This is a genomic window from Pseudomonas sp. 3296 (genome assembly GCF_031456615.1).
Classification (GTDB): Bacteria; Pseudomonadota; Gammaproteobacteria; order Pseudomonadales; family Pseudomonadaceae; genus Aquipseudomonas; species Aquipseudomonas mucoides.
Window position 1 is genome coordinate 427,095 of the sequence record NZ_JAVDUY010000006.1, and the last position, 18,636, is coordinate 445,730.

The following is an 18,636-nucleotide window of genomic DNA, read 5'->3' on the forward strand; positions in this document are numbered from 1 at the left end:
TGTGAGAGCGAGCCTGCTCGCGAAGGCGGTCTGTCAGCGCTACAGGTCTTTCAGAATGTCTGCCATGTCATCCGCATGCTCTTCTTCCTGAGCCAGGATGTCCTCAAAGATCCTCCGCGTAGTCGGGTCTTTCTCGCCAATGTACTGAATGATCTCGCGATAGCTGTCGATGGCAATACGCTCGGCAACGAGGTCCTCGTAGACCATCTCCTTGAGGTTGTTCCCCGCCACATACTGGGCATGGGAATTCTTCGACAACAGATCCGGGTTGAACTCCGGTTCACCGCCCAGCTGCACGATGCGCTCGGCCAGGCGGTCGGCGTGTTCGGCTTCCTGGGTCGCGTGTTCGAGAAACTCATCGGCCGCCACATGGGCTTTCAAGCCGTTGGCCATGAAGTAGTGACGCTTGTAGCGCAACACGCAGACCAGTTCAGTGGCCAGCGAGACGTTGAGCAGGCGCAGGACTTCATCACGGTCAGCGCTGTAGCTTTCAGTGACCGCGCCATTCTCGACATTCTGGCGAGCCCGTTCACGAAGGGTGGTTACATCAGACAAATGCATGTCACTCATCTCGTTCTCCTGGAGGCTAATCCGGTTTGCGTCACCCTCTAAAGAAGTGATCGCTACGAAAGTTGTGAGTCATGCGCGCGCCGAAAAGTTTGATGTGATTTGTAATCGGCGGCCTCACGCCAATGTATGCCCGGACAGCAACGCCTCCTCGCGCAACCACGCAAAAAATGCCCGGACCGGCGGATGTCGCTCGCGCCCCGGCACACACAGCGCGCTATAGCCGGCGCCATCGACCTGAATCTCGCCGCGATACGCCACCAGCAACCCGCTGGCCACGCTTTCCGACACCAGAATATTGCTCGCCAGCACCAGGCCTTGCCCGGCAATCGCTGCTTGCAGGGCGTAATGCTCTTCGTCGTATTCACGGATCGCCGGTTTGCGGGCCCACCATGACTCGCCCGACCGCGCGCACCACGCCTCCCAGCCATGGGCGTACAGCTTGGAGTTGTGCCAGTGCACGCTGATCAGCGTCGGCGTGCGAGTGGCGGCCAACGCGACCTGCTCGGGCGAGCCGTAGACACCGAAGGACTCATCGAACAAACACAACCCATAGAGGTTGGGGTAGGTGTCGAGGCTGTAGCGCAGCACCAGATCGACGCTGGCGTCCTGATGCAGATCGATGACTTCGCAGTGGGTGTCCAGGCGCAGACTGATGCCGGGATGGCGCGCATAAAAGCGCCCGAGGCGCGGCACCAGCCACAACGCCGCGAAGGCTGCCGTGGTGGAAACCGTCAGGGTCGTGCCGTTGCGTTGCGGGCGCAAGGTATCGACGCTTTGCGCCACGTCCAGAAAGGCACCGTGCAGGCTGCGGAACAGCCGTTCACCGCCGTCGGTCAAGCGCACTTGCCGTGGCAGTCGCTCGAACAGTGGCACGCCGAGCCAGGTTTCCAAGGAGCGAATCTGATGAGACACCGCGGTCGGCGTTACCGAGAGTTCTTCGGCCGCCGCCTTGAAGCTCAGCAAGCGGGAAGCGGATTCAAAGGCGCGCAGGGCGGTCAGTGGCAACGAGGCGAACATTCAAGACTCCATGGATGAAATGAATTCATCCTGACTGATTTCTGCTCATTTGAAGCGGTTGGCGGTGAGCTTCAAGCTGCAATCCACACGCCGTTCGAGTGTAATCCCAAGGAGATTCAGATGAGTAAAATTCTTGCCGTTCACGCCAGCCCCCGTGGCGACCGCTCTCACTCCCGCCGTTTGGCGGAAGTGTTTCTTTCGGCCTGGCAGGCGCGCCATCCACACGCTCAGTTGACCCGCCGCGAAGTTGGCCGGGCGCTGATCCCACCGGTCAATGAAGCCTTTATAGCCGCCGCGTTTTACCCGGAACCGGATGCGCGACCGCTGTCGATGCAGGCTGATCTGGCCTTCAGCGACGAATTGGTGGGCGAGTTGCTCGGCCACGATCTGCTGGTGATTTCCACGCCGATGCACAACTTCAGCGTGCCCAGCGGCCTCAAGGCCTGGATCGATCAGGTTGTGCGGCTCGGCCTGACGTTCAACCACAGCCTGGACAACGGCGTGGCCCAATACGAGCCGCTGGTACGGGGCAAAAAAGCCTTGATCGTCACCAGTCGTGGCGGTTTCGGCTTCGGCCCGGGCGGTGAGCTGGAAGCCATGAACCACGCTGATCCGTTGCTGCGCACGGCACTGGGATTCATCGGCATTACCGACATCACCGTGGTCGCCGCCGAGGGCGAAGAGTCCGAAGAGCGCACCTTCCGGATCTCCGCCGCCGAGGCCGAACAGCGCCTGTTGGCGCTGGCCCGGGAGTTTTAGATGGCCTGGTTGTTTCTGCTGATCGCCGCCGGGTTCGAAGTCACCTTCGCCATGGGCATGAAGTACGCCGAAGGCTTCACCCGGCTCTGGCCGTCGCTGATCACGGTCGTGGCCGCCGTGGGCGGGATTTACTTCCTGACCCTGGCCATGCGCGAGTTGCCGGTGAGCATCGCGTATCCGATCTGGACCGCCATCGGTTCACTGGGCACGGTATTCCTGGGATTTGCGTTGCTGGGTGAAAGCCTGACCGCGATCAAACTGGTGTCGGTCGGGCTCATCGTGGCGGGTGTGGTTGGGTTGAAGTAGCGCTCACGTGGGCCGGTTGTCATAGACTGGTCGTCGAGTTGTCATCTTCGGTGACGATGCTTGGCTGACGTCTTGCATCGCGCCTTGCTTTATCTAATCGACCACACGGACGTTCGCCCATGTCACAAGGTTCCGCCACGCGCTTCCCGTTGGTGCTGGTCCCGGGAATGCTCGGGTTTATCCGGCTGGTGCTCTACCCCTACTGGTACGGCATCGTCGCGGCGTTGCGCCAGGGTGGGGCGACGGTGTTCGCGGTACAGGTTTCACCGCTCAACTCCAGTGAAGTGCGCGGCGAACAGCTGCTGGCGCGGATCGAGGAAATCCTGCACGAGACCGGGGCCGAGAAGGTCAACCTGTTCGGTCACAGCCAGGGCTCGCTGACGGCCCGATACGCTGCCGCCAAACGCCCGGACCTTGTGGCGTCGGTGACCTCGGTGGCCGGGCCGAATCACGGTTCGGAACTGGCCGATTACCTGCACAAACACTACCCGCATGACAGCGCCAGGGGCCGGTTGCTGACCTTTCTATTGCGGATGATTGCCGCGTTGATGAGCCTGCTCGAAACCGGTTATCGCGGGCCGAAGCTGCCGGTGGATATCCATGCCTCCCATCATTCACTCACCACCGAAGGTGTGGCGCTGTTCAATCAGCGTTATCCACAGGGCTTGCCTGAAACCTGGGGCGGGCACGGGCCGGAGGAGGTCAATGGCGTGCGTTATTACTCCTGGTCCGGGAAGTTGCAGCCTGGCGTTACGGATCGCGGGCGCAACCTGTTGGACGGGACTCATCGCAGTTGCCGGTTGTTTGCCAAAACCTTTGTGAACGAGGCCGGGCATTGCGACGGGATGGTCGGGCGTTACAGCTCGCACCTGGGGACGGTGATTGGCGATGAATATCCGCTGGATCATTTCGACATCGTCAATCAGTCGCTGGGGTTGGTGGGGAAGGGGGCCGAGCCGATCCGGTTGTTTGTCGAGCATGCCGCCCGGCTCAAAGCGGCAGGCGTCTAGACCGAGTCGCCTTTTTTGCGAGCAGGCTTCAGTTCAGGCAACCCGAACTTTGCGGCCAATCACCGTGGTCCAACGCTCAGAAAGCACCACCCCACCCAGCGTCAACAGCCCGCCCACCAGGTGGTACATCGCCAACTGCTCATGCAGCACCATCGCCGCAATCAGCGCGGTCATCACCGGCAGCAAGTTGAAAAACAGTGTGGTCCGGCTCGGTCCCAACCGCACCACCGCCTGCATCCACGCCAGCGGTGCCAACATTGAAGCCAGCAGGCAGGCATAAAGCACCAGCGGAATATTCTGCAGCGTCGGCCCGACCTTCGGTGAAGCCGCAAACAGTGGAAACAGCACCACCACCGCCACCCATACCTGCAAATACAACAACACCAGCGGCGGCAAACGCAGCTGCCATTTTTTCAGCAAGGTGCTGTAAATCGCATAGGCCAGCGTGGCGATCAACATCATCGCGTCGCCCAGGTTCACGCCATGTTCCAACAGCGCGCCGAGGCTGCCGGACGACACCACCACCAACACACCGGCAAACGACAGCACTGCACCGGCCAATGCGCCGACGGTCAGGCGCTGCCCGAGGCTGATAATCGCCATGGCCAGCGACATCAGCGGCATCAGCGACAGGATGATCCCCATGTTGGTGGCCGAGGTCAGGGCGGCGGCGAAGTAGGCCAGGCTCTGATAGACCGCCATGCCCAGCACACCGAGAACGAAAATCTTGCCCAGGTTCGGACGAATCTGCGGCCAATGCGCGATCACCGGTTTGAGCATGAACGGCGTGAACAGCATTGCGGCCAGCAGCCAGCGGTAGAAACCGATCTCGGCGGGGAAGATCGCCCCGGCCGACATTTTGGTGATCACGGTGTTGCCAGCCCAAATGAAAATGGCCAGCAGGGGATAAGCGTATTGCATCGGAAAAAACCAGAACGTTAATGAGGGGCAATTATCCCCTTGTCTGGATACAAGCCTATACTTCGATCCAGACAATCGGCCCTTGATGACGGACAGCATGACCAGTAAACACATCGACCTGCTGGAGTTCAGCGAACTGCCGGCTCCGATTTATTTCCGCTACGCCGACTTCAACACTCACGAATACGCCTCGGCTCACCGCCACCCTTGGGGCACGCTCGAATATTCGGCCAATGGCGTGTTGCACATGGAAATCGGCAACAGTCGCTTTATGTCGCCGCCGCAATACGCGGTGTGGGTGCCGCCCGAGACCGAGCACAGCTTCTATAGCAACCAGCCGATCAACTATCGTGCGGTGTGCCTGGCGCCGTCGCTGTGCCGCGAGTTGCCGCAACAGGCCTGTACGCTGGCAATCAGCGATATTCTCAAGGCGATCCTCAAGGACTTCGCGGCGCGGGATGTGAAAATTCCCGAGTACGAGGCGGACGTTCGCCTAGGCCAGGTGTTGGTGGATCAACTGCAATTGGCGCCGGTGCATGAATGCTATCTGCCTTACGCCAGCAGTCCGGGGTTGCTCGGGATACTCGAAGCCTTGCAAGCCGAACCGGGCGATAACCGGCCCTTGGCCGACTGGGCTGCGCAGATCCATGTCAGCGAACGCACCCTGGCACGGCAGTTCGTTCGCGAACTGGGCATGAGCTTCGGTGAATGGCGCCAGCGCTTGCGCTTCCTCGCGGCGATCGAGGCGCTGGACAGCCAGCGCAGTGTTCAAGACATCGCCTTCGACATGGGTTACAGCACCGGCTCGGCTTTTATCGCAATGTTTCAGCGTCAGGCCGGGTGTACGCCGGAGCAGTATCGACGCAGTCACCTGGAGAACAGGAAGGTGTAACAGGGGTTGTCTACACTCCAGCATGAGGCCGTGCCCATCGGTGCGGCAACAAGGAGAAAACTCCATGAAGATGTTGCGTGCCCCTTTGTTGATGATCGGTTTGCTGCTCTGCTCCCAAGGCTTTGCGGCCACTGCCCAGCAGGACAAGATGACGACCTGCAATGCCGATGCGACGGCCAAAAGCCTCAAGGGCGATGAGCGCAATTCGTTCATGAGCAACTGCCTCAAGGCAGCGCCGGCCGCCGCTGAAGTCAAGGCCATGACCCCGCAGCAGGAGAAGATGAAAACCTGCAACGCCGACGCCACCACCAAGGCGTTGAAAGGTGATGAGCGCAAGGCGTTCATGAGTAACTGCCTAAAAGCCGAGCCGGCCGCCACTGACGTGAAAGCCATGACCCCTCAGCAAGAGAAGATGAAAGCCTGCAACGCCGATGCGGCCACCAAGGCACTGAAGGGCGATGAGCGCAAGGCGTTCATGAGTGATTGCCTGAAGAAAAAATAAGTTCTGATCCAGAATATGTGGGGGCGCAGAGGGCCTCTTAGTCGGAACGCCGCCCGCAGACAAGCTCGCTCCCACAATAGATCTATGTTCGCAGGACCCATGGGAGCGAGCCAGTTCACGAAGAGGCCCGTCGGCGCGCTGCAAAAAAATCACCAGAGCCCCGACCAAAGTCGATCGACACAATCCCTAGTGCTGCCACCGGAACGCTGGCAGACTGCCAATCCTTTTTACGCCGTTCGTTTTGAGGCTGTATGCCAACGTTTTCTCAACGCCACGTTTTGCTGCTGATCAGTTGGGTCATCATTTTTGGTGGGTTGCTGCTGGTGATCCCGCTGCGCTTGCTGCCTAGCCTGTTGGCCGGCCTGCTGGTGTTCGAACTGGTCAATATGCTCACGCCGCAATTGCAGCGGCTGATCGAAGGGCGGCGTGCGCGCTGGCTGGCGGTGGCGCTGCTCGGGACCCTGGTGGTGAGTGTGCTGGCGCTGATCTTTGCCGGCGCCTTCAGTTTCCTGCTGCACGAGGCGGAAAACCCCGGCGCGTCCCTCGATAAATTCATGCACGTGGTTGAACGCGCGCGCGGACAATTGCCGCCGTTCATCGACGCCTATCTGCCCGCCAGCGCCGGTGAATTTCGCGTGGCCATCGGCGAATGGATCAGCAAGCACTTGAGCGATTTGCAACTGGTCGGCAAGGATGCGGCGCACATGTTCGTGACGCTGCTGATCGGTATGGTGCTAGGAGCGATCATTGCCTTGCAGCGCGTGCCGGACCTGACCAAACGCAAGCCGCTGGCCGCTGCGTTGTTTGATCGTCTGCATTTGCTGGTCCAGGCATTTCGTAACATCGTGTTTGCGCAGATCAAGATTTCCCTGCTCAACACCTTCTTCACCGGGATCTTCCTGGCGGTGATCCTGCCGATGTTCGGCATCAAGCTGCCGTTGACCAAAACCCTGATCGTGCTGACCTTCCTGCTCGGCTTGCTGCCGGTAATCGGCAACCTGATGTCAAACACGCTGATCACCATTGTCGGTTTGTCACTGTCGATCTGGGTCGCGGTGGCGGCGCTGGGTTATCTGATTTTTATCCACAAGCTCGAGTACTTCCTCAATGCGCGGATTGTCGGCGGGCAGATCAGTGCCAAGTCGTGGGAGTTGCTGCTGGCAATGCTGGTGTTCGAAGCTGCGTTCGGCCTGCCTGGGGTGGTGGCGGGGCCGATTTATTACGCGTACCTGAAGAGCGAGTTGAGGCAGGTGGGGATGGTCTAAGCGACTGTTGATCTACTGTGGCGAGGGGGCAAGCCCCCTCGCCACAGGGTTTCGGATCAGTCCATCGTGCCGTAACGCTTCGACGCTTCAATCGCCAACCCGCTACCAATGCTGCCGAAGATGTTCCCTTCCACATGCCGCGCCTTCGGCAACATCGCCGAAACACTGTTGCGCAGCGCCGGAATCCCACTCGAACCACCGGTGAAGAACACCGTATCCACCTGATCAACCCGCACGTTGGCGTCGTTGAGCATCTGGGTCACGCTGTTGCGCACGCGCTCCAGCAACGCTTCGATGGCGGATTCGAACAGGGCGCGGCTCAGTTCCACACTCAGCCCCGGCTCGATCCGGTCCAGCGGCACATGGCGGCTGTCGGCATGGGTCAACTGGATCTTGGTTTCTTCCACTTCCATGGCCAGCCAGTGCCCGGCGCGCTGGTCGATCAGCTTGAACAGGCGATCGATGCCGCCGGTGTCTTCGATGTCGTAGCGCATGCTGCCCAGGGCCAGGGTCGACTTTTGCGAGTACACCGAGTTGATGGTGTGCCAGGTCGCCAGGTTCATGTGGTGGCTGGTCGGCATGTAGGCCCCGCTCTTCATGCGGCTGCCGTAGCCGAACAGCGGCATCAGGCCTTGCAGGCTCAGCTGCTTGTCGAAATCGGTCCCACCGATGTGCACGCCGCCGGTGGCGAGGATGTCATCGTGACGGTTGTCGTGGGTACGGCGTTCAGGCGACAGGCGCACCAGCGAGAAGTCGGAGGTACCACCGCCGATGTCGACGATCAGCACCAGCTCTTCTTTTTCGATGGTCGACTCATAGTCGAACGCCGCGGCAATCGGTTCGTACTGGAACGAGACATCCTTGAAGCCAATGGCACGGGCCACGTCGACCAAGGTGTTTTCGGCTTCCTGGTCGGCCATTTCATCGTCATCGACGAAAAACACCGGGCGACCCAGCACCACTTCCTCGAACTCCCGACCAGCGGCGGTTTCGGCGCGCTTCTTCAACTGGCCGATAAACAGCCCGAGCAGGTCCTTGAACGGCATCGCCGTGCCGAGAACGCTGGTGTCGTGCTTGATCAGCTTGGAGCCCAGCAGGCTCTTGAGCGAGCGCATCAGTCGGCCTTCATAGCCTTCCAGGTACTCGTGCAGCGCCAGACGGCCATACACCGGGCGGCGTTCTTCCATGTTGAAGAAGACCACCGAGGGCAGGGTGATCTTGTCGTCCTCCAGCGCGATCAGCGTTTCCATGCCGGGGCGCAGCCAGCCGACGGTGGAGTTGGACGTGCCGAAGTCGATACCACAGGCACGGGCTGGAGATGCGTTTTTCATGACTTTCAGGTTCCGGTTAAAAAACGGCCGCGCAGTGTATGTCAGTGCGACGAATATTCGAAGGCCGACTATCCGCTATTTCGCAGGCATTAGCGCTTGAAACACTCAGCTTTGCCCCAAACTTGCTGGCATGGGCCTGGTAGCCAACCGGCGGTCGCAAGAACCGCCGCCCGCTGCCGATAAACTTCTGACGCGCCGCCCGGTCACAAAGTTGAGATCGGTCAATCCAAATGCTGCAAACAGGAGCATGCTGTGCGTGGCTGCGCGAATTGATAACGGATGGTGATCCTTAGATGGACTTCAAAGACTATTACAAGATTCTCGGTGTGGAACCGACCGCTGACGACAAGGCAATCAAGGCTGCCTATCGCAAGCTGGCGCGCAAATATCACCCTGATGTCAGCAAGGAAAAGGACGCCGAGGCGAAATTCAAGGACGCCTCGGAAGCCTATGAAGCGCTGAAAAGCGCCGACAAACGCGCCGAATACGACGACTTGCGCAAATACGGCCAGCACGGCCAGCCGTTCCAGGGCCCGCCAGGTTGGCAGGGGCGTGGTGCCGGTGGTTTCGGTGGTGGTCAGGACACGGGCGATTTTTCGGACTTCTTCAGTTCGATCTTCGGTAACCGTGGGCCTGGTTTTGGCGGTGGAGAGTCGCGTCGCAGTGCGGGACGTCGAGGGCAAGACGTGGAAATGGAACTCGCAATTTTTCTGGAAGAAAGCCTCTCGAACGAATCGAAGAAGGTCACCTTCCAAGTGCCGCAGTACAACGCGGCCGGCCAGCATGTCAGCAACACCACCAAAAGCCTGAACGTAAAGATCCCGGCCGGCGTGACCGACGGCGAACGCATTCGCCTCAAGGGCCAAGGGGCCCCGGGGATTGGTGGCGGCGCCAATGGCGACCTGTTCCTGATCATCCGCTTTGCGCCGCACCCTAAATTCGACGTCGAAGGCGAGAACCTGATCATCACGTTGCCACTGGCACCGTGGGAACTGGCGCTGGGTACCGAAGTGGCGGTGCCGACCCTGACCGGCAAGATCAACCTCAAGGTCCCGGCCGGCAGCCAGAACGGCCAGCGCATGCGTGCCAAGGGCCACGGCCTGCTGAACAAGGCGGGCGAACGTGGCTTCCTGTTCGTGCAATTGAAGGCGGTCATGCCAAAAACCTCGAACGATGAGGTCAAGGCGTTGTGGCAGGAACTGGCGAAAAAAGCCGAGTTCAACCCAAGAGAAAACTTCTGATCCAAGAGACGGAGTAGCCCATCATGAGCAACCCCCTGATCGTTCACCTGGACCTGGCAGAATTCTGTGAGGCGACCGACCTGTCGGCCGTCTACGTGATCGAAATCGTCGAACACGGCATCCTCGAACCTCAGGGCAAGCAGCCCAAGGATTGGCGTTTCAACGATTACGAGTTGTCACTGGCCAAGCGCGCCGCCAAGTTGCGGCGCGACCTGGAGCTGGAGTGGGAAGGCGTTGCCTTGGCGCTGGATCTGTTGGAAGAGGTTCAGCAGTTGCGGGCCGAGAACCGGATGTTGAAGCAACGGTTGGGGCGTTTGGTGGTCGAGTAGGTCTCGATTGCCTGTCAATCCGCTTTCGCGAACAGGCTCGTGAAGAACGATAACGCGGTATCCCTGCCTATCCGTTCCGGGGCAACACCACCGTAAACAGTGTCCCGTCAGTCTCGTTCGAACTGACCTCTATCGTCCCGCCATGGGCATTCACCACTTCCTTGACGATAAACAACCCCAGGCCAAGGCTGGTCGTTGGCTGACCCAGTTCTTCGTCGGCACTGCGCACCAGTGGGTCGAAGATGGTGCCAATGGCCTCCTCGGGAATCGGCACGCCAAAGTTGTGCACCGTCAGGCGAACCGCCTGAGGCTCACCGCTCACGGTGACGGTTACATCACGTGTGTTCAATCCGTGCTGCAAGGCATTGCCGATCAGGTTCTGCATCAGTTGAGCGATCCGCCCGGCATCCCAGACGCCTTGGGTGTTCCCCACGACTTTTACCGTCGGATCGCACTCCGGGTTACCGGCGCAGGCCTGGGCAATCGCCGCGTCCGCGGCATCGGCCAGGTCCATGGGCGCGGGCTCGATAGGCAGGCTCTTGCCCAAACGGCTGCGCACCAGCTCCAGCAAATCGCTGACCATCACCGCCATGTGCCGTGCGCCACGCTTTATGTTGTTCGCGCAGGCGAGTGCATCGCCTTCCAGCGCCACTTTTCGCATCAGCAATTCAGTGGACATGCTCACCGCTTGCAGCGGCGCGCGCAGGTCATGCCCGAGAATCGCCAGGAAGATGTCCCGTGAGTGATTGACCTGATCGGCATAGGCCGCAGTGGACTCGGCGAGGGCTTCGTCGACGGCTTCGTTGAAACGGATCATGTCCTGGAAGTAGGTCAGGTCCGGTGATTCCAGGGTATCGACCCACAAACGGATCACACAGGCGCGCAGATGCCGGAATTCCGAGGTCATCTGCACCAGGTCAAATCCTACGGTATGCCGCAGTTCGCCGTGACTGGCACCGGCCTCGTCCAGGCTCGGGGTTTTTTCCGGGCCTTCGCCCTTGGCCTTGGCCATTTGTTCGCTGGTGGTTTGCGCGGTGGTCATGTCACGCGCGGCGGCCAGCAAAATGACCTTGGCGTGATCGCGCAGGGCGACCCTGTCCATGTGCTCGGCCGCCGGGGTAATGGTGCTGGCGAACTGCTCCCATTCATCGACGATACGGTCCACGTGTTGCCTGATGAATTCGGGTAGGCGCATGTCCGGTTTCCTGATGGGAAGTCTGGCGCATCTTAGCCTCTTTGCTGCTCGCTAAAAACTACCATTACGCGGGGGGGCATTTTTGTACGGGCTTCGGGTGGTAATTGCCTGTTTTTTAGATTCTTAAATCAAATGCGACGTTGATGTATTCGTGATTTCAGCGATGTTTTTTGAGCTTTTGTTTTCGTCGCCAGCCAATAATCTGATGGTTCAATTCATCGCATAAGGATTTGCTAAATGAGTGAACGTTCGGACAGCCCGGGTCGGCCAGTCATTGCCGGGCAGGCAAGAGAGGTGAATAACAATGTGTATCGTGATTATCTGCTGGGCAAACTGCCCGCGCCGGTCAAAGACGCACCCGCCTCACGCCTGGTTGCCTTTGCCCATTCGAAACCGGAGTTTCCTGAGTGGTATTTGAATTCAAGCGCCATTGATCGCCAGTACCTCAAGGAGTTGATCGACGAGCACTGGCGCCTTCAGGGGCCATTGGACGAGACGCTGAAGAATGTGCAGCAGGACATTCTTGCCTTCGCAGAACCCTTGCTGGTCCAGGCATTGAAAGAGCATTTGAACCTGGAACTGGACGTCAACGCGACGCTGATAAGGCTGTACGTCCCCGCCAATCTGGCCATTGGCATCGATATCCATGCCAGTCGGCTCAGGCAATCGTCATTGCTGGAAGCGGCCCTGCACAATTTCGAGGCCCCCGAAACGCAGGAGGGCGCGTTTCGCGACGGCTCGGGCATCTTCATCAGGGACGACGAAAACGAACTTCAGCGGCATACGCTGACGGTCGAAAGATTTGCCGCCCTGTGCCGCACGCTCGATATCGGCGCGCACTATCAGCGTCACATCAAGGCATTGCTAATGCCCGAAGAGGTGACGGCCAGAGCGACCGTAGTGCAGCAATGCACGGCCAGTGAAAAAGCCGCGTTTCACGAATCGGCGCTGATCGCGTATCTGAAGAAAGACATCACGTCCTATGGCTACGGAAAACTTCGGCAGATTCGTGACAACGAACAAGGCATTTTGATGGGCCGTCGGCCCCTGCAATGCCACCGGTTGTCGATCATGGGGTTCAGGCTGTCCGGCATCGTGTTGTTCAGTGCAGTGGCGGATCCTTCAAAAATCAAACGGGTTTACGACGCGCTGATTCCACAGCATCAACGAACGATGCTGGAATGGTCGCGACGTCTGACACTGCTCCCGGGGCAGGAGTTTGAACAGTTCAAGCTGCTCCAGGCGTTTTTCGCCAATGGCCCCGCGGGTCTCGTTGAGGCCATGTTGCAACGGGACGACGCTTATCAACAAAGTCGTCTGGAGGGGACGCTGATTGCGTATGTTCCCGATGATCCCGACCACCCCTTCAAGGAATACGAGTCCTTCACTGACTTCATGAGGGAACTGACGAGCCAGTTGCGCTCGCCGGGTTATCAACAGTTTTTCAGCCGTTTCGTTGCGCAAAAAGACCAGGGCAAGTTTTTTGCCCGGGTTCGTGAGCGCCTCTCGACCTTCACCTGGAAACAGCGCGAGCCGCTGGACATGGGGCCGTGGTGGCGGGAGACCGCCGTTGAAAATCCCAACGCAGAGCCTGTCACCCATCTCATTTCAGGCGATCTCTGGGCGCAAACAGGTCTTTGGCGCAGGCAGAAAGCGATTGCCGATGCGCGGCAAATCGCCGTGCCGACCGGCGATGAAGATGCCACCACCCGCTGGTATCGCCTGACCAGTTATCTGAACATCGGCTGGAACGTGTTCAACTTCGGCGCCATGCTGGTGCCCTGCCTGGGCGAAGCGATGCTGGCCGTGATGGTCGGGCAGATGGCCTTCGAAACCCTGGAAGGCATTGAAGACTGGAGCAAGGGGGACAAGGAAGACGCGGCGTCCCATCTCACCGGCGTCATGATCAATTTCGCCCAGTTGGCCATTATGGGCGCCGGGCATGTCTTGCCGGCCGGTGCGGCGGCGACGGTCAAACCATCGGCGTTTATCAACCGGTTGAAAAAGATTGATCTGGCCGACGGCCAGACGCGCCTCTGGAAGCCGGACCTTTCCCCCTATGCCCATGACATGGTGTTGCCCGCCGAGGCGAAGCCAAGCGAGCAGGGCCTGTATCGGCACAGCGAAAAGGACTTCCTCAAGCATGAAAACCAACACTTCGAAGTCATCAACGATTCACGCACAGGCCAACCACGCTTGCAACATCCGGCCCGGCCACAGGCTTATCAGCCGACTCTGGAGCACAACGGTTGCGGCGCATGGAAAACCGAACTGGACCGTCCCATCGAGTGGGACAAAACCACCCTCATGCAGCGCCTGGGCCCCACGGTCGAGGGCTTTTCTAATACCACCCTGGAGCATATTCGTCTCGTCAGCGGCATGGAGGAGGACGAATTGCGTCGGTTGCATGTCGTCGGCGATCCGCCGCCCGCGTTGCTGACCGACACGATCGAACGCTTCCAGGCCTGGGCCGAGGTGCAAAAACTGCCCGGGCAGATAAGGCTCAATGAGGTTCCGCAAGCGTTCGTCGAGCAGGTGCCCCGGTTGCTGGTTGAATTGCCGAGGTGGCCCGAGCAAAAAAGCATCGAGCTGTTTGACGGCCCCGGGTACGGCGGGCGCTCGATCAAGTTTGGCAATGTCGATGCGCTGCCGGCCGACACGCTGAAGATAAGTCGTGCCGAGGTTCGTTCAGGGAAACTGCCGGAGCTTGCCGTGAAGTTTGCAAGCGAGACCGACATCCACGCGCTGCTCGGACAGGGCATTTCAACGGACGAGCAAGTCCGCATCGATGCCTTGAAAAACCTGCTGGCCGGGCGAGCAGGCAGTCGCCACGGACCTCTGTTTGACGCGTTGAATCGTCGTTTGCAGCTGACCGACAACCCGCAAGTGCGGGTGCTTCAGGACGCGTTCAATGGGCTCCCCACAGCGGTAGCCCGGGAGTTGCTGGCCGACATCGAACCGCAAGACCTGCCCGGCATCACCGAGCCGTCGCGTATCCCCTTGCAACTCATGGAGCGGGTGAGAATGGCCTTGCAGGCGATACGAACCGCGCGCGCTTATGAAGGGCTCTTCCTCGATGCGCCCTACGGAGTGGACACCGAGCGGCTGGCGTTGCACTCGATGCAAGCGCTACCCGGCTGGCCCGAAAACGTTCGGATCGAAATCCGTGAAAGTTCATCTGACGGACCATTACGCGATAGCATCGGCCCGGCGGATGCCGCCCACCGCAAAATCCTGGTCAGCGAGGGCGGCCAGTACCAGGCACGCGATACCGATGATCTGCATTTGCACGGGGCCGATGATCTTTATGCCTCGGTGTTGCATGCCCTGCCTGACGTCGAACGAAACGCGCTGGGGTATCACATCAATCAAGGCGCCACGCTCAAGTTCGCCATACAAAAAGCGCCGTTGCCACGGGATACGTTCAGCGCGCTGCTCGCGCAGAACCCTGTGCGCAAACCGGCGTATGACCCTGCCACAATGTGCCTGCGTGGCGGCATGCGTGGGGTTGCTCATGGGCTGCGTCGGGTCAACGAGCCAGTGACACCCCAAGAGCGAGTGCGTGTCGTCCGTCCCGGATGGACGGAGGCCGAAGCCTTGGCCTATCTGCAGGTGAGTGGCAGTGAACTCAGTCCAGCGCAGAGGGCGAGCGCACTCGAAGCGGAATTCGATCGGCTCAATGCCAGCTTTCAACGCTGGTTGAAGTCGCCGACCCACGCGTACAGCTTCACCCCTGCCGGCGTCGCCGAATGGCAATCCAGAAACGCCTTGTACAAAGCGGTCAGGGAATGCTGGCAGCACACCGGGTTGCGCCATGTGGATTCATTCGGTCATTTGCAGGGCATGGTGCTCGACCTGGAAAACATGCCGCTTGGGCGGCATCTGCGCACCCTGCCTGCCCTGGAAGGCAATTTCGATCACGTCACGCACCTCAATCTGACCCTGACCGAATTGACCGATGCACACAGTGCCTTCCTCGATCATTTTCCCCGCCTGCGTTCGCTCAACGTCAACGGCAATGCGCTCTCCGCTGTTCCCGGTGCCATCCGCCGCATGCGCGCGCTGACGGAGCTCAACATGCGAGGTAACCGTATTGTCCTGGACGCACAAGGCGTTGCGGACCTGCGTCACCTGACACGCCTTGAGGTCCTGGACCTGTTTGGCAATCCGTTGGGGCAAGCCCCGGACATTGGCAGCATGAGAAGGTTGCACACGCTGATCCTGGCGGACACCGGGATTCATGGCTGGCCGCAGGGGTTGTTCGCACAACCGCGGTTCCGGCATTTTTTCCTGGATATGCAGCGCAACGAAATCACCCGGATTCCGGTGGTGCCCCCTGGCTCCGTGCAGGCGGAATTGCTGGCGCGCACGGTATTGAGCCGCGATCCGCAGTGGTTGGCCGAGGCCAATCTGCAGACGCTCAGGGACTACATCGAATCCGTCGGCATGGACCCGGATCGTCCGTATCCACCTCGCGGTGTGCGTGACAGTCTCGACTGGGAGGCGGGCATGACACGGCCGGAATGGGTGGCGAAACAGGAGGTCTGGAACAGCGTCGAAGATGAGCACGGATCGGTCGGTTTTTTCAACGAGATCCGCAAACTCACCGAGTCGGGGCACTTCAAGCACGACACCGGATTTCGGGTCGACATGACCGCCAAGGTCTGGCGCATGCTCGAAGCGATGTCGAAAAACACCGAGCTTCGGCAAAAGCTTTTCACCATGACCACCGTGCCCACGGCGTGCGTCGATGCCGGCGCGCAGCTGTTCAATGCCATGGGGCTGGAGGTGCTGATTCATGAGGCGTATGAACTGGCCAATCCCTCGCTGGTGGAGGGTGAGCTGGTCACGCTGGCGCGAGGCAAGTCACGTCTGGATGAACTGAGCAGGATTGCCCGCAAAACGATCTCTGAGCGCGAGGCGATGGGTGAGGCGTTCAGGCGCGTAAATGCCGCGGGGGAGGTGACAGGCACGATTGATGAGGTTGAAGTTCACTTGGCGTTCATGACCGATCTTGCCGAAAGGCTGGACCTGCCCTGGCAGTCCAGAAACATGCAATTCAGAGGGATCGCGGGCGTCACCTCGGTGATGATCGACGATGCGTATGTGCGTGTGCTGGACCTTGAGGAAGGGGCGCTGCTCGGTGATTTGCTTGTCGATCAGCCGTTCTGGGCAGCCTACGTCGAGGGGGTCAACCGACGTGTTTTCAAAGGGTTCAGGCGCCGGATCGATGCCACAACAGACTTCTACATGGCATTGGACCAGCGTGCGAATGACACAACGCTTTCCCTTGAGCAAAAGGCTCGGTTGAAGGAAGAGCTCAGGGTGCTTGGCGCTGAACTGGGCAAACCGGAAAGCGATTTTGCGCCGGGCCGAGTCATGACCGACGCAGACTATGCCGCTGAGCTGAATGCGATCGATGAAGACAAAAAGGTGTTGCTCAAAACCTTCACGCAGCAGGCGATCGACCGAGCAAAACTGCAACGGGTAGAGGTCCCGTTTGTCGTGCAGCCGGATGTTTGATTGCTGCTTTCCCGGGGAACGGGTACGCCAGGTCCCCGGGAGTGGTCAGACCGATCGAACGATCAAAACAGGAAATATCGCTGGGCCATCGGCAGCACATCCGCGGGCTCACACCAGAGCAGCACGCCGTCGGCTTTGACTTGATAGGTCTGCGGGTCGACATCGATCGTCGGCAGGTAATCGTTGTGAATCAAGTCGGTTTTCTGCACCTCGCGGCACCCTTTGACCACGGCGATTTTTTTCTTCAAACCCAACGCCTCAGGCAGGCCTGCTTCCTGCGCGGCCTGGCTGATAAAGGTCAGGCTGGTGGCGTGCAGCGAGCCGCCGTAGCTGGCAAACATTGGGCGGTAATGCACCGGTTGCGGCGTCGGAATTGACGCATTGGCGTCGCCCATCAGGCTGGCCGCAATCGCCCCACCCTTGAGGATCAAGGTCGGCTTGACGCCAAAAAACGCCGGCCGCCACAGCACCAGATCCGCCCATTTTCCCACTTCGACCGAACCGACTTCATGGCTGATGCCGTGGGTGATCGCGGGATTGATCGTGTACTTGGCGATGTAGCGTTTGGCGCGGAAGTTGTCGTTGCCTTCGCCGTCACCGGGCAGCGGCCCACGCTGCTTTTTCATCTTGTCGGCGGTTTGCCAGGTGCGCGTGATGACTTCACCAACGCGGCCCATGGCCTGGCTGTCGGAGCTGATCATCGAGAACGCGCCGAGGTCGTGGAGGATGTCTTCGGCCGCGATGGTTTCACGGCGGATGCGGCTTTCGGCGAAGGCCACGTCTTCGGCAATGCTCGGGTCCAGGTGATGGCAGACCATCAACATGTCGAGGTGTTCGTCGATGGTGTTGCGGGTGAACGGCCGGGTCGGGTTGGTCGAACTCGGCAGCACGTTGGCAAAGCCGCAGGCCTTGATAATGTCCGGCGCATGACCGCCGCCCGCGCCTTCGGTGTGGTAGGTGTGGATCGTGCGGCCCTTGAACGCGGCGAGGGTGGTTTCGACGAAGCCGGATTCGTTGAGGGTGTCGGTATGGATCGCCACCTGCACGTCGTACTGGTCGGCGACGCTCAGGCAGTTGTCGATGCTCGCCGGGGTGGTGCCCCAGTCTTCGTGCAACTTGAGGCCGATGGCGCCGGCCTTGACCTGTTCGATCAAGGGTTCCGGCAGGCTGGCGTTGCCCTTGCCGGTGAGGCCGATGTTCATCGGGAACGCGTCGGCGGCCTGGAGCATGCGCGCCAAATGCCACGGTCCGGAGGTGCAGGTGGTCGCATTGGTGCCGGTGGCCGGGCCAGTGCCGCCGCCGATCATGGTGGTGACGCCGCTCATCAATGCTTCTTCGATCTGCTGCGGGCAAATGAAGTGAATGTGGGTGTCGATGCCGCCGGCGGTGAGAATCATGCCTTCACCGGCGATGACTTCGGTGCTGGCGCCGATGGCGATGGTCACGTTCGGCTGCACGTCCGGGTTGCCGGCCTTGCCGATGCCCGCGACGCGGCCGTCCTTGAGGCCGACATCGGCTTTCACGATGCCCCAGTGATCGATGATCAGCGCGTTGGTGATGACGGTGTCGACGACTTCTGCGGCTAATAGTTGGCTCTGGCCCTGGCCATCGCGGATGACTTTTCCGCCGCCGAATTTCACTTCTTCGCCGTAGGTGGTGAAGTCTTTTTCGACTTCGATCCACAGTTCGGTGTCGGCCAGGCGAACCTTGTCGCCGACAGTGGGGCCGAACATGTCGGCGTAGGCCTGACGGGAAATCTTCATCACAATTCCTTA

At 59.9% G+C, this 18,636-nt stretch carries 15 protein-coding genes; 9 read left to right on the plus strand and 6 right to left on the minus strand.

All coding sequences use genetic code 11. The annotated features are described in order from the left end of the window. Positions 1-39 precede the first annotated feature (39 nt). Positions 40-570, minus strand: a complete 531-nt coding sequence (locus tag J2X66_RS18635; protein WP_310266913.1) for a ferritin-like domain-containing protein — start codon at positions 568-570, stop codon at positions 40-42. Positions 571-684: 114 nt separating this feature from the next. Beyond that, positions 685-1,587: a LysR substrate-binding domain-containing protein gene (locus J2X66_RS18640; RefSeq protein WP_310266916.1), complete on the minus strand. Its 903-nt coding sequence runs from the start codon at positions 1,585-1,587 to the stop codon at positions 685-687. 120 nt (positions 1,588-1,707) lie between these two features. Here J2X66_RS18640 and J2X66_RS18645 point away from each other — a divergent pair, with 120 nt between their 5' ends. From J2X66_RS18645 to J2X66_RS18655, 3 genes are all read left to right on the plus strand, one after another. Further along, positions 1,708-2,346: an NAD(P)H-dependent oxidoreductase gene (locus J2X66_RS18645; RefSeq protein WP_310266918.1), complete on the plus strand. Its 639-nt coding sequence runs from the start codon at positions 1,708-1,710 to the stop codon at positions 2,344-2,346. Further along, positions 2,347-2,652 carry a multidrug efflux SMR transporter gene (locus tag J2X66_RS18650; protein ID WP_007947555.1) on the plus strand — a complete coding sequence of 102 codons (306 nt, stop codon included), beginning with the start codon at positions 2,347-2,349 and terminating at the stop codon, positions 2,650-2,652. It begins immediately after the preceding gene. Positions 2,653-2,771: 119 nt separating this feature from the next. Further along, entirely contained in the window at positions 2,772-3,662 is an 891-nt protein-coding gene (locus J2X66_RS18655; protein WP_310266921.1) for a triacylglycerol lipase, read from the plus strand. Between the two features lie 33 nt (positions 3,663-3,695). On the opposite strand, the gene J2X66_RS18660 is transcribed toward J2X66_RS18655, so the two are convergent. After that, on the minus strand, positions 3,696-4,583 hold the full coding sequence (locus tag J2X66_RS18660) for a DMT family transporter (protein WP_310266923.1): 888 nt from the start codon (positions 4,581-4,583) through the stop codon (positions 3,696-3,698). Positions 4,584-4,680: 97 nt separating this feature from the next. Here J2X66_RS18660 and J2X66_RS18665 point away from each other — a divergent pair, with 97 nt between their 5' ends. The 3 genes from J2X66_RS18665 (at position 4,681) to J2X66_RS18675 (ending at position 7,242) form a co-directional block, all read left to right on the plus strand. Then, on the plus strand, positions 4,681-5,475 hold the full coding sequence (locus J2X66_RS18665; protein WP_310266926.1) for a helix-turn-helix transcriptional regulator: 795 nt from the start codon (positions 4,681-4,683) through the stop codon (positions 5,473-5,475). 64 nt (positions 5,476-5,539) lie between these two features. Further along, the gene (locus tag J2X66_RS18670; RefSeq protein ID WP_310266928.1) at positions 5,540-5,977 is read left to right on the plus strand and encodes a PsiF family protein; all 438 of its coding nucleotides are present in this window, start codon (positions 5,540-5,542) and stop codon (positions 5,975-5,977) included. 251 nt (positions 5,978-6,228) lie between these two features. After that, positions 6,229-7,242: an AI-2E family transporter gene (locus J2X66_RS18675; protein WP_027921942.1), complete on the plus strand. Its 1,014-nt coding sequence runs from the start codon at positions 6,229-6,231 to the stop codon at positions 7,240-7,242. 56 nt (positions 7,243-7,298) lie between these two features. Here the strand turns inward: J2X66_RS18675 and J2X66_RS18680 are convergent, their stop codons facing one another. Next, entirely contained in the window at positions 7,299-8,573 is a 1,275-nt protein-coding gene (locus J2X66_RS18680) for an Hsp70 family protein (RefSeq protein ID WP_310266930.1), read from the minus strand. Between the two features lie 293 nt (positions 8,574-8,866). Between J2X66_RS18680 and J2X66_RS18685 the strand changes: the two genes are divergently transcribed. Then, a complete protein-coding gene (locus J2X66_RS18685; protein ID WP_027921940.1) occupies positions 8,867-9,814 on the plus strand; it encodes a DnaJ C-terminal domain-containing protein in 948 nt (315 codons plus the stop codon). Positions 9,815-9,837: 23 nt separating this feature from the next. Next, complete coding sequence (locus tag J2X66_RS18690) at positions 9,838-10,143, plus strand: chaperone modulator CbpM (protein WP_310266934.1); 306 nt, start codon at positions 9,838-9,840, stop codon at positions 10,141-10,143. A 67-nt stretch (positions 10,144-10,210) separates the two neighbouring features. On the opposite strand, the gene J2X66_RS18695 is transcribed toward J2X66_RS18690, so the two are convergent. Beyond that, entirely contained in the window at positions 10,211-11,338 is a 1,128-nt protein-coding gene (locus tag J2X66_RS18695; protein WP_310266937.1) for a HAMP domain-containing sensor histidine kinase, read from the minus strand. A gap of 237 nt (positions 11,339-11,575) precedes the next feature. Between J2X66_RS18695 and J2X66_RS18700 the strand changes: the two genes are divergently transcribed. Next, entirely contained in the window at positions 11,576-16,861 is a 5,286-nt protein-coding gene (locus J2X66_RS18700; protein ID WP_310266940.1) for an NEL-type E3 ubiquitin ligase domain-containing protein, read from the plus strand. Positions 16,862-16,923: 62 nt separating this feature from the next. On the opposite strand, the gene ureC is transcribed toward J2X66_RS18700, so the two are convergent. Next, positions 16,924-18,624 carry an urease subunit alpha gene (gene ureC / locus J2X66_RS18705; RefSeq protein WP_310266942.1) on the minus strand — a complete coding sequence of 567 codons (1,701 nt, stop codon included), beginning with the start codon at positions 18,622-18,624 and terminating at the stop codon, positions 16,924-16,926. Positions 18,625-18,636 lie beyond the last annotated feature (12 nt).

Bases quoted from the DNA above. Each gene is read 5' to 3' on its own strand.
- J2X66_RS18635 (WP_310266913.1), bottom strand. From the start codon at position 570: ATGAGTGACATGCATTTGTCTGATGTAACCACCCTTCGTGAACGGGCT.
- J2X66_RS18640 (WP_310266916.1), bottom strand. From the start codon at position 1,587: ATGTTCGCCTCGTTGCCACTGACCGCCCTGCGCGCCTTTGAATCCGCT.
- J2X66_RS18645 (WP_310266918.1), top strand. From the start codon at position 1,708: ATGAGTAAAATTCTTGCCGTTCACGCCAGCCCCCGTGGCGACCGCTCT.
- J2X66_RS18650 (WP_007947555.1), top strand. From the start codon at position 2,347: ATGGCCTGGTTGTTTCTGCTGATCGCCGCCGGGTTCGAAGTCACCTTC.
- J2X66_RS18655 (WP_310266921.1), top strand. From the start codon at position 2,772: ATGTCACAAGGTTCCGCCACGCGCTTCCCGTTGGTGCTGGTCCCGGGA.
- J2X66_RS18660 (WP_310266923.1), bottom strand. From the start codon at position 4,583: ATGCAATACGCTTATCCCCTGCTGGCCATTTTCATTTGGGCTGGCAAC.
- J2X66_RS18665 (WP_310266926.1), top strand. From the start codon at position 4,681: ATGACCAGTAAACACATCGACCTGCTGGAGTTCAGCGAACTGCCGGCT.
- J2X66_RS18670 (WP_310266928.1), top strand. From the start codon at position 5,540: ATGAAGATGTTGCGTGCCCCTTTGTTGATGATCGGTTTGCTGCTCTGC.
- J2X66_RS18675 (WP_027921942.1), top strand. From the start codon at position 6,229: ATGCCAACGTTTTCTCAACGCCACGTTTTGCTGCTGATCAGTTGGGTC.
- J2X66_RS18680 (WP_310266930.1), bottom strand. From the start codon at position 8,573: ATGAAAAACGCATCTCCAGCCCGTGCCTGTGGTATCGACTTCGGCACG.
- J2X66_RS18685 (WP_027921940.1), top strand. From the start codon at position 8,867: ATGGACTTCAAAGACTATTACAAGATTCTCGGTGTGGAACCGACCGCT.
- J2X66_RS18690 (WP_310266934.1), top strand. From the start codon at position 9,838: ATGAGCAACCCCCTGATCGTTCACCTGGACCTGGCAGAATTCTGTGAG.
- J2X66_RS18695 (WP_310266937.1), bottom strand. From the start codon at position 11,338: ATGCGCCTACCCGAATTCATCAGGCAACACGTGGACCGTATCGTCGAT.
- J2X66_RS18700 (WP_310266940.1), top strand. From the start codon at position 11,576: ATGAGTGAACGTTCGGACAGCCCGGGTCGGCCAGTCATTGCCGGGCAG.
- ureC (WP_310266942.1), bottom strand. From the start codon at position 18,624: ATGAAGATTTCCCGTCAGGCCTACGCCGACATGTTCGGCCCCACTGTC.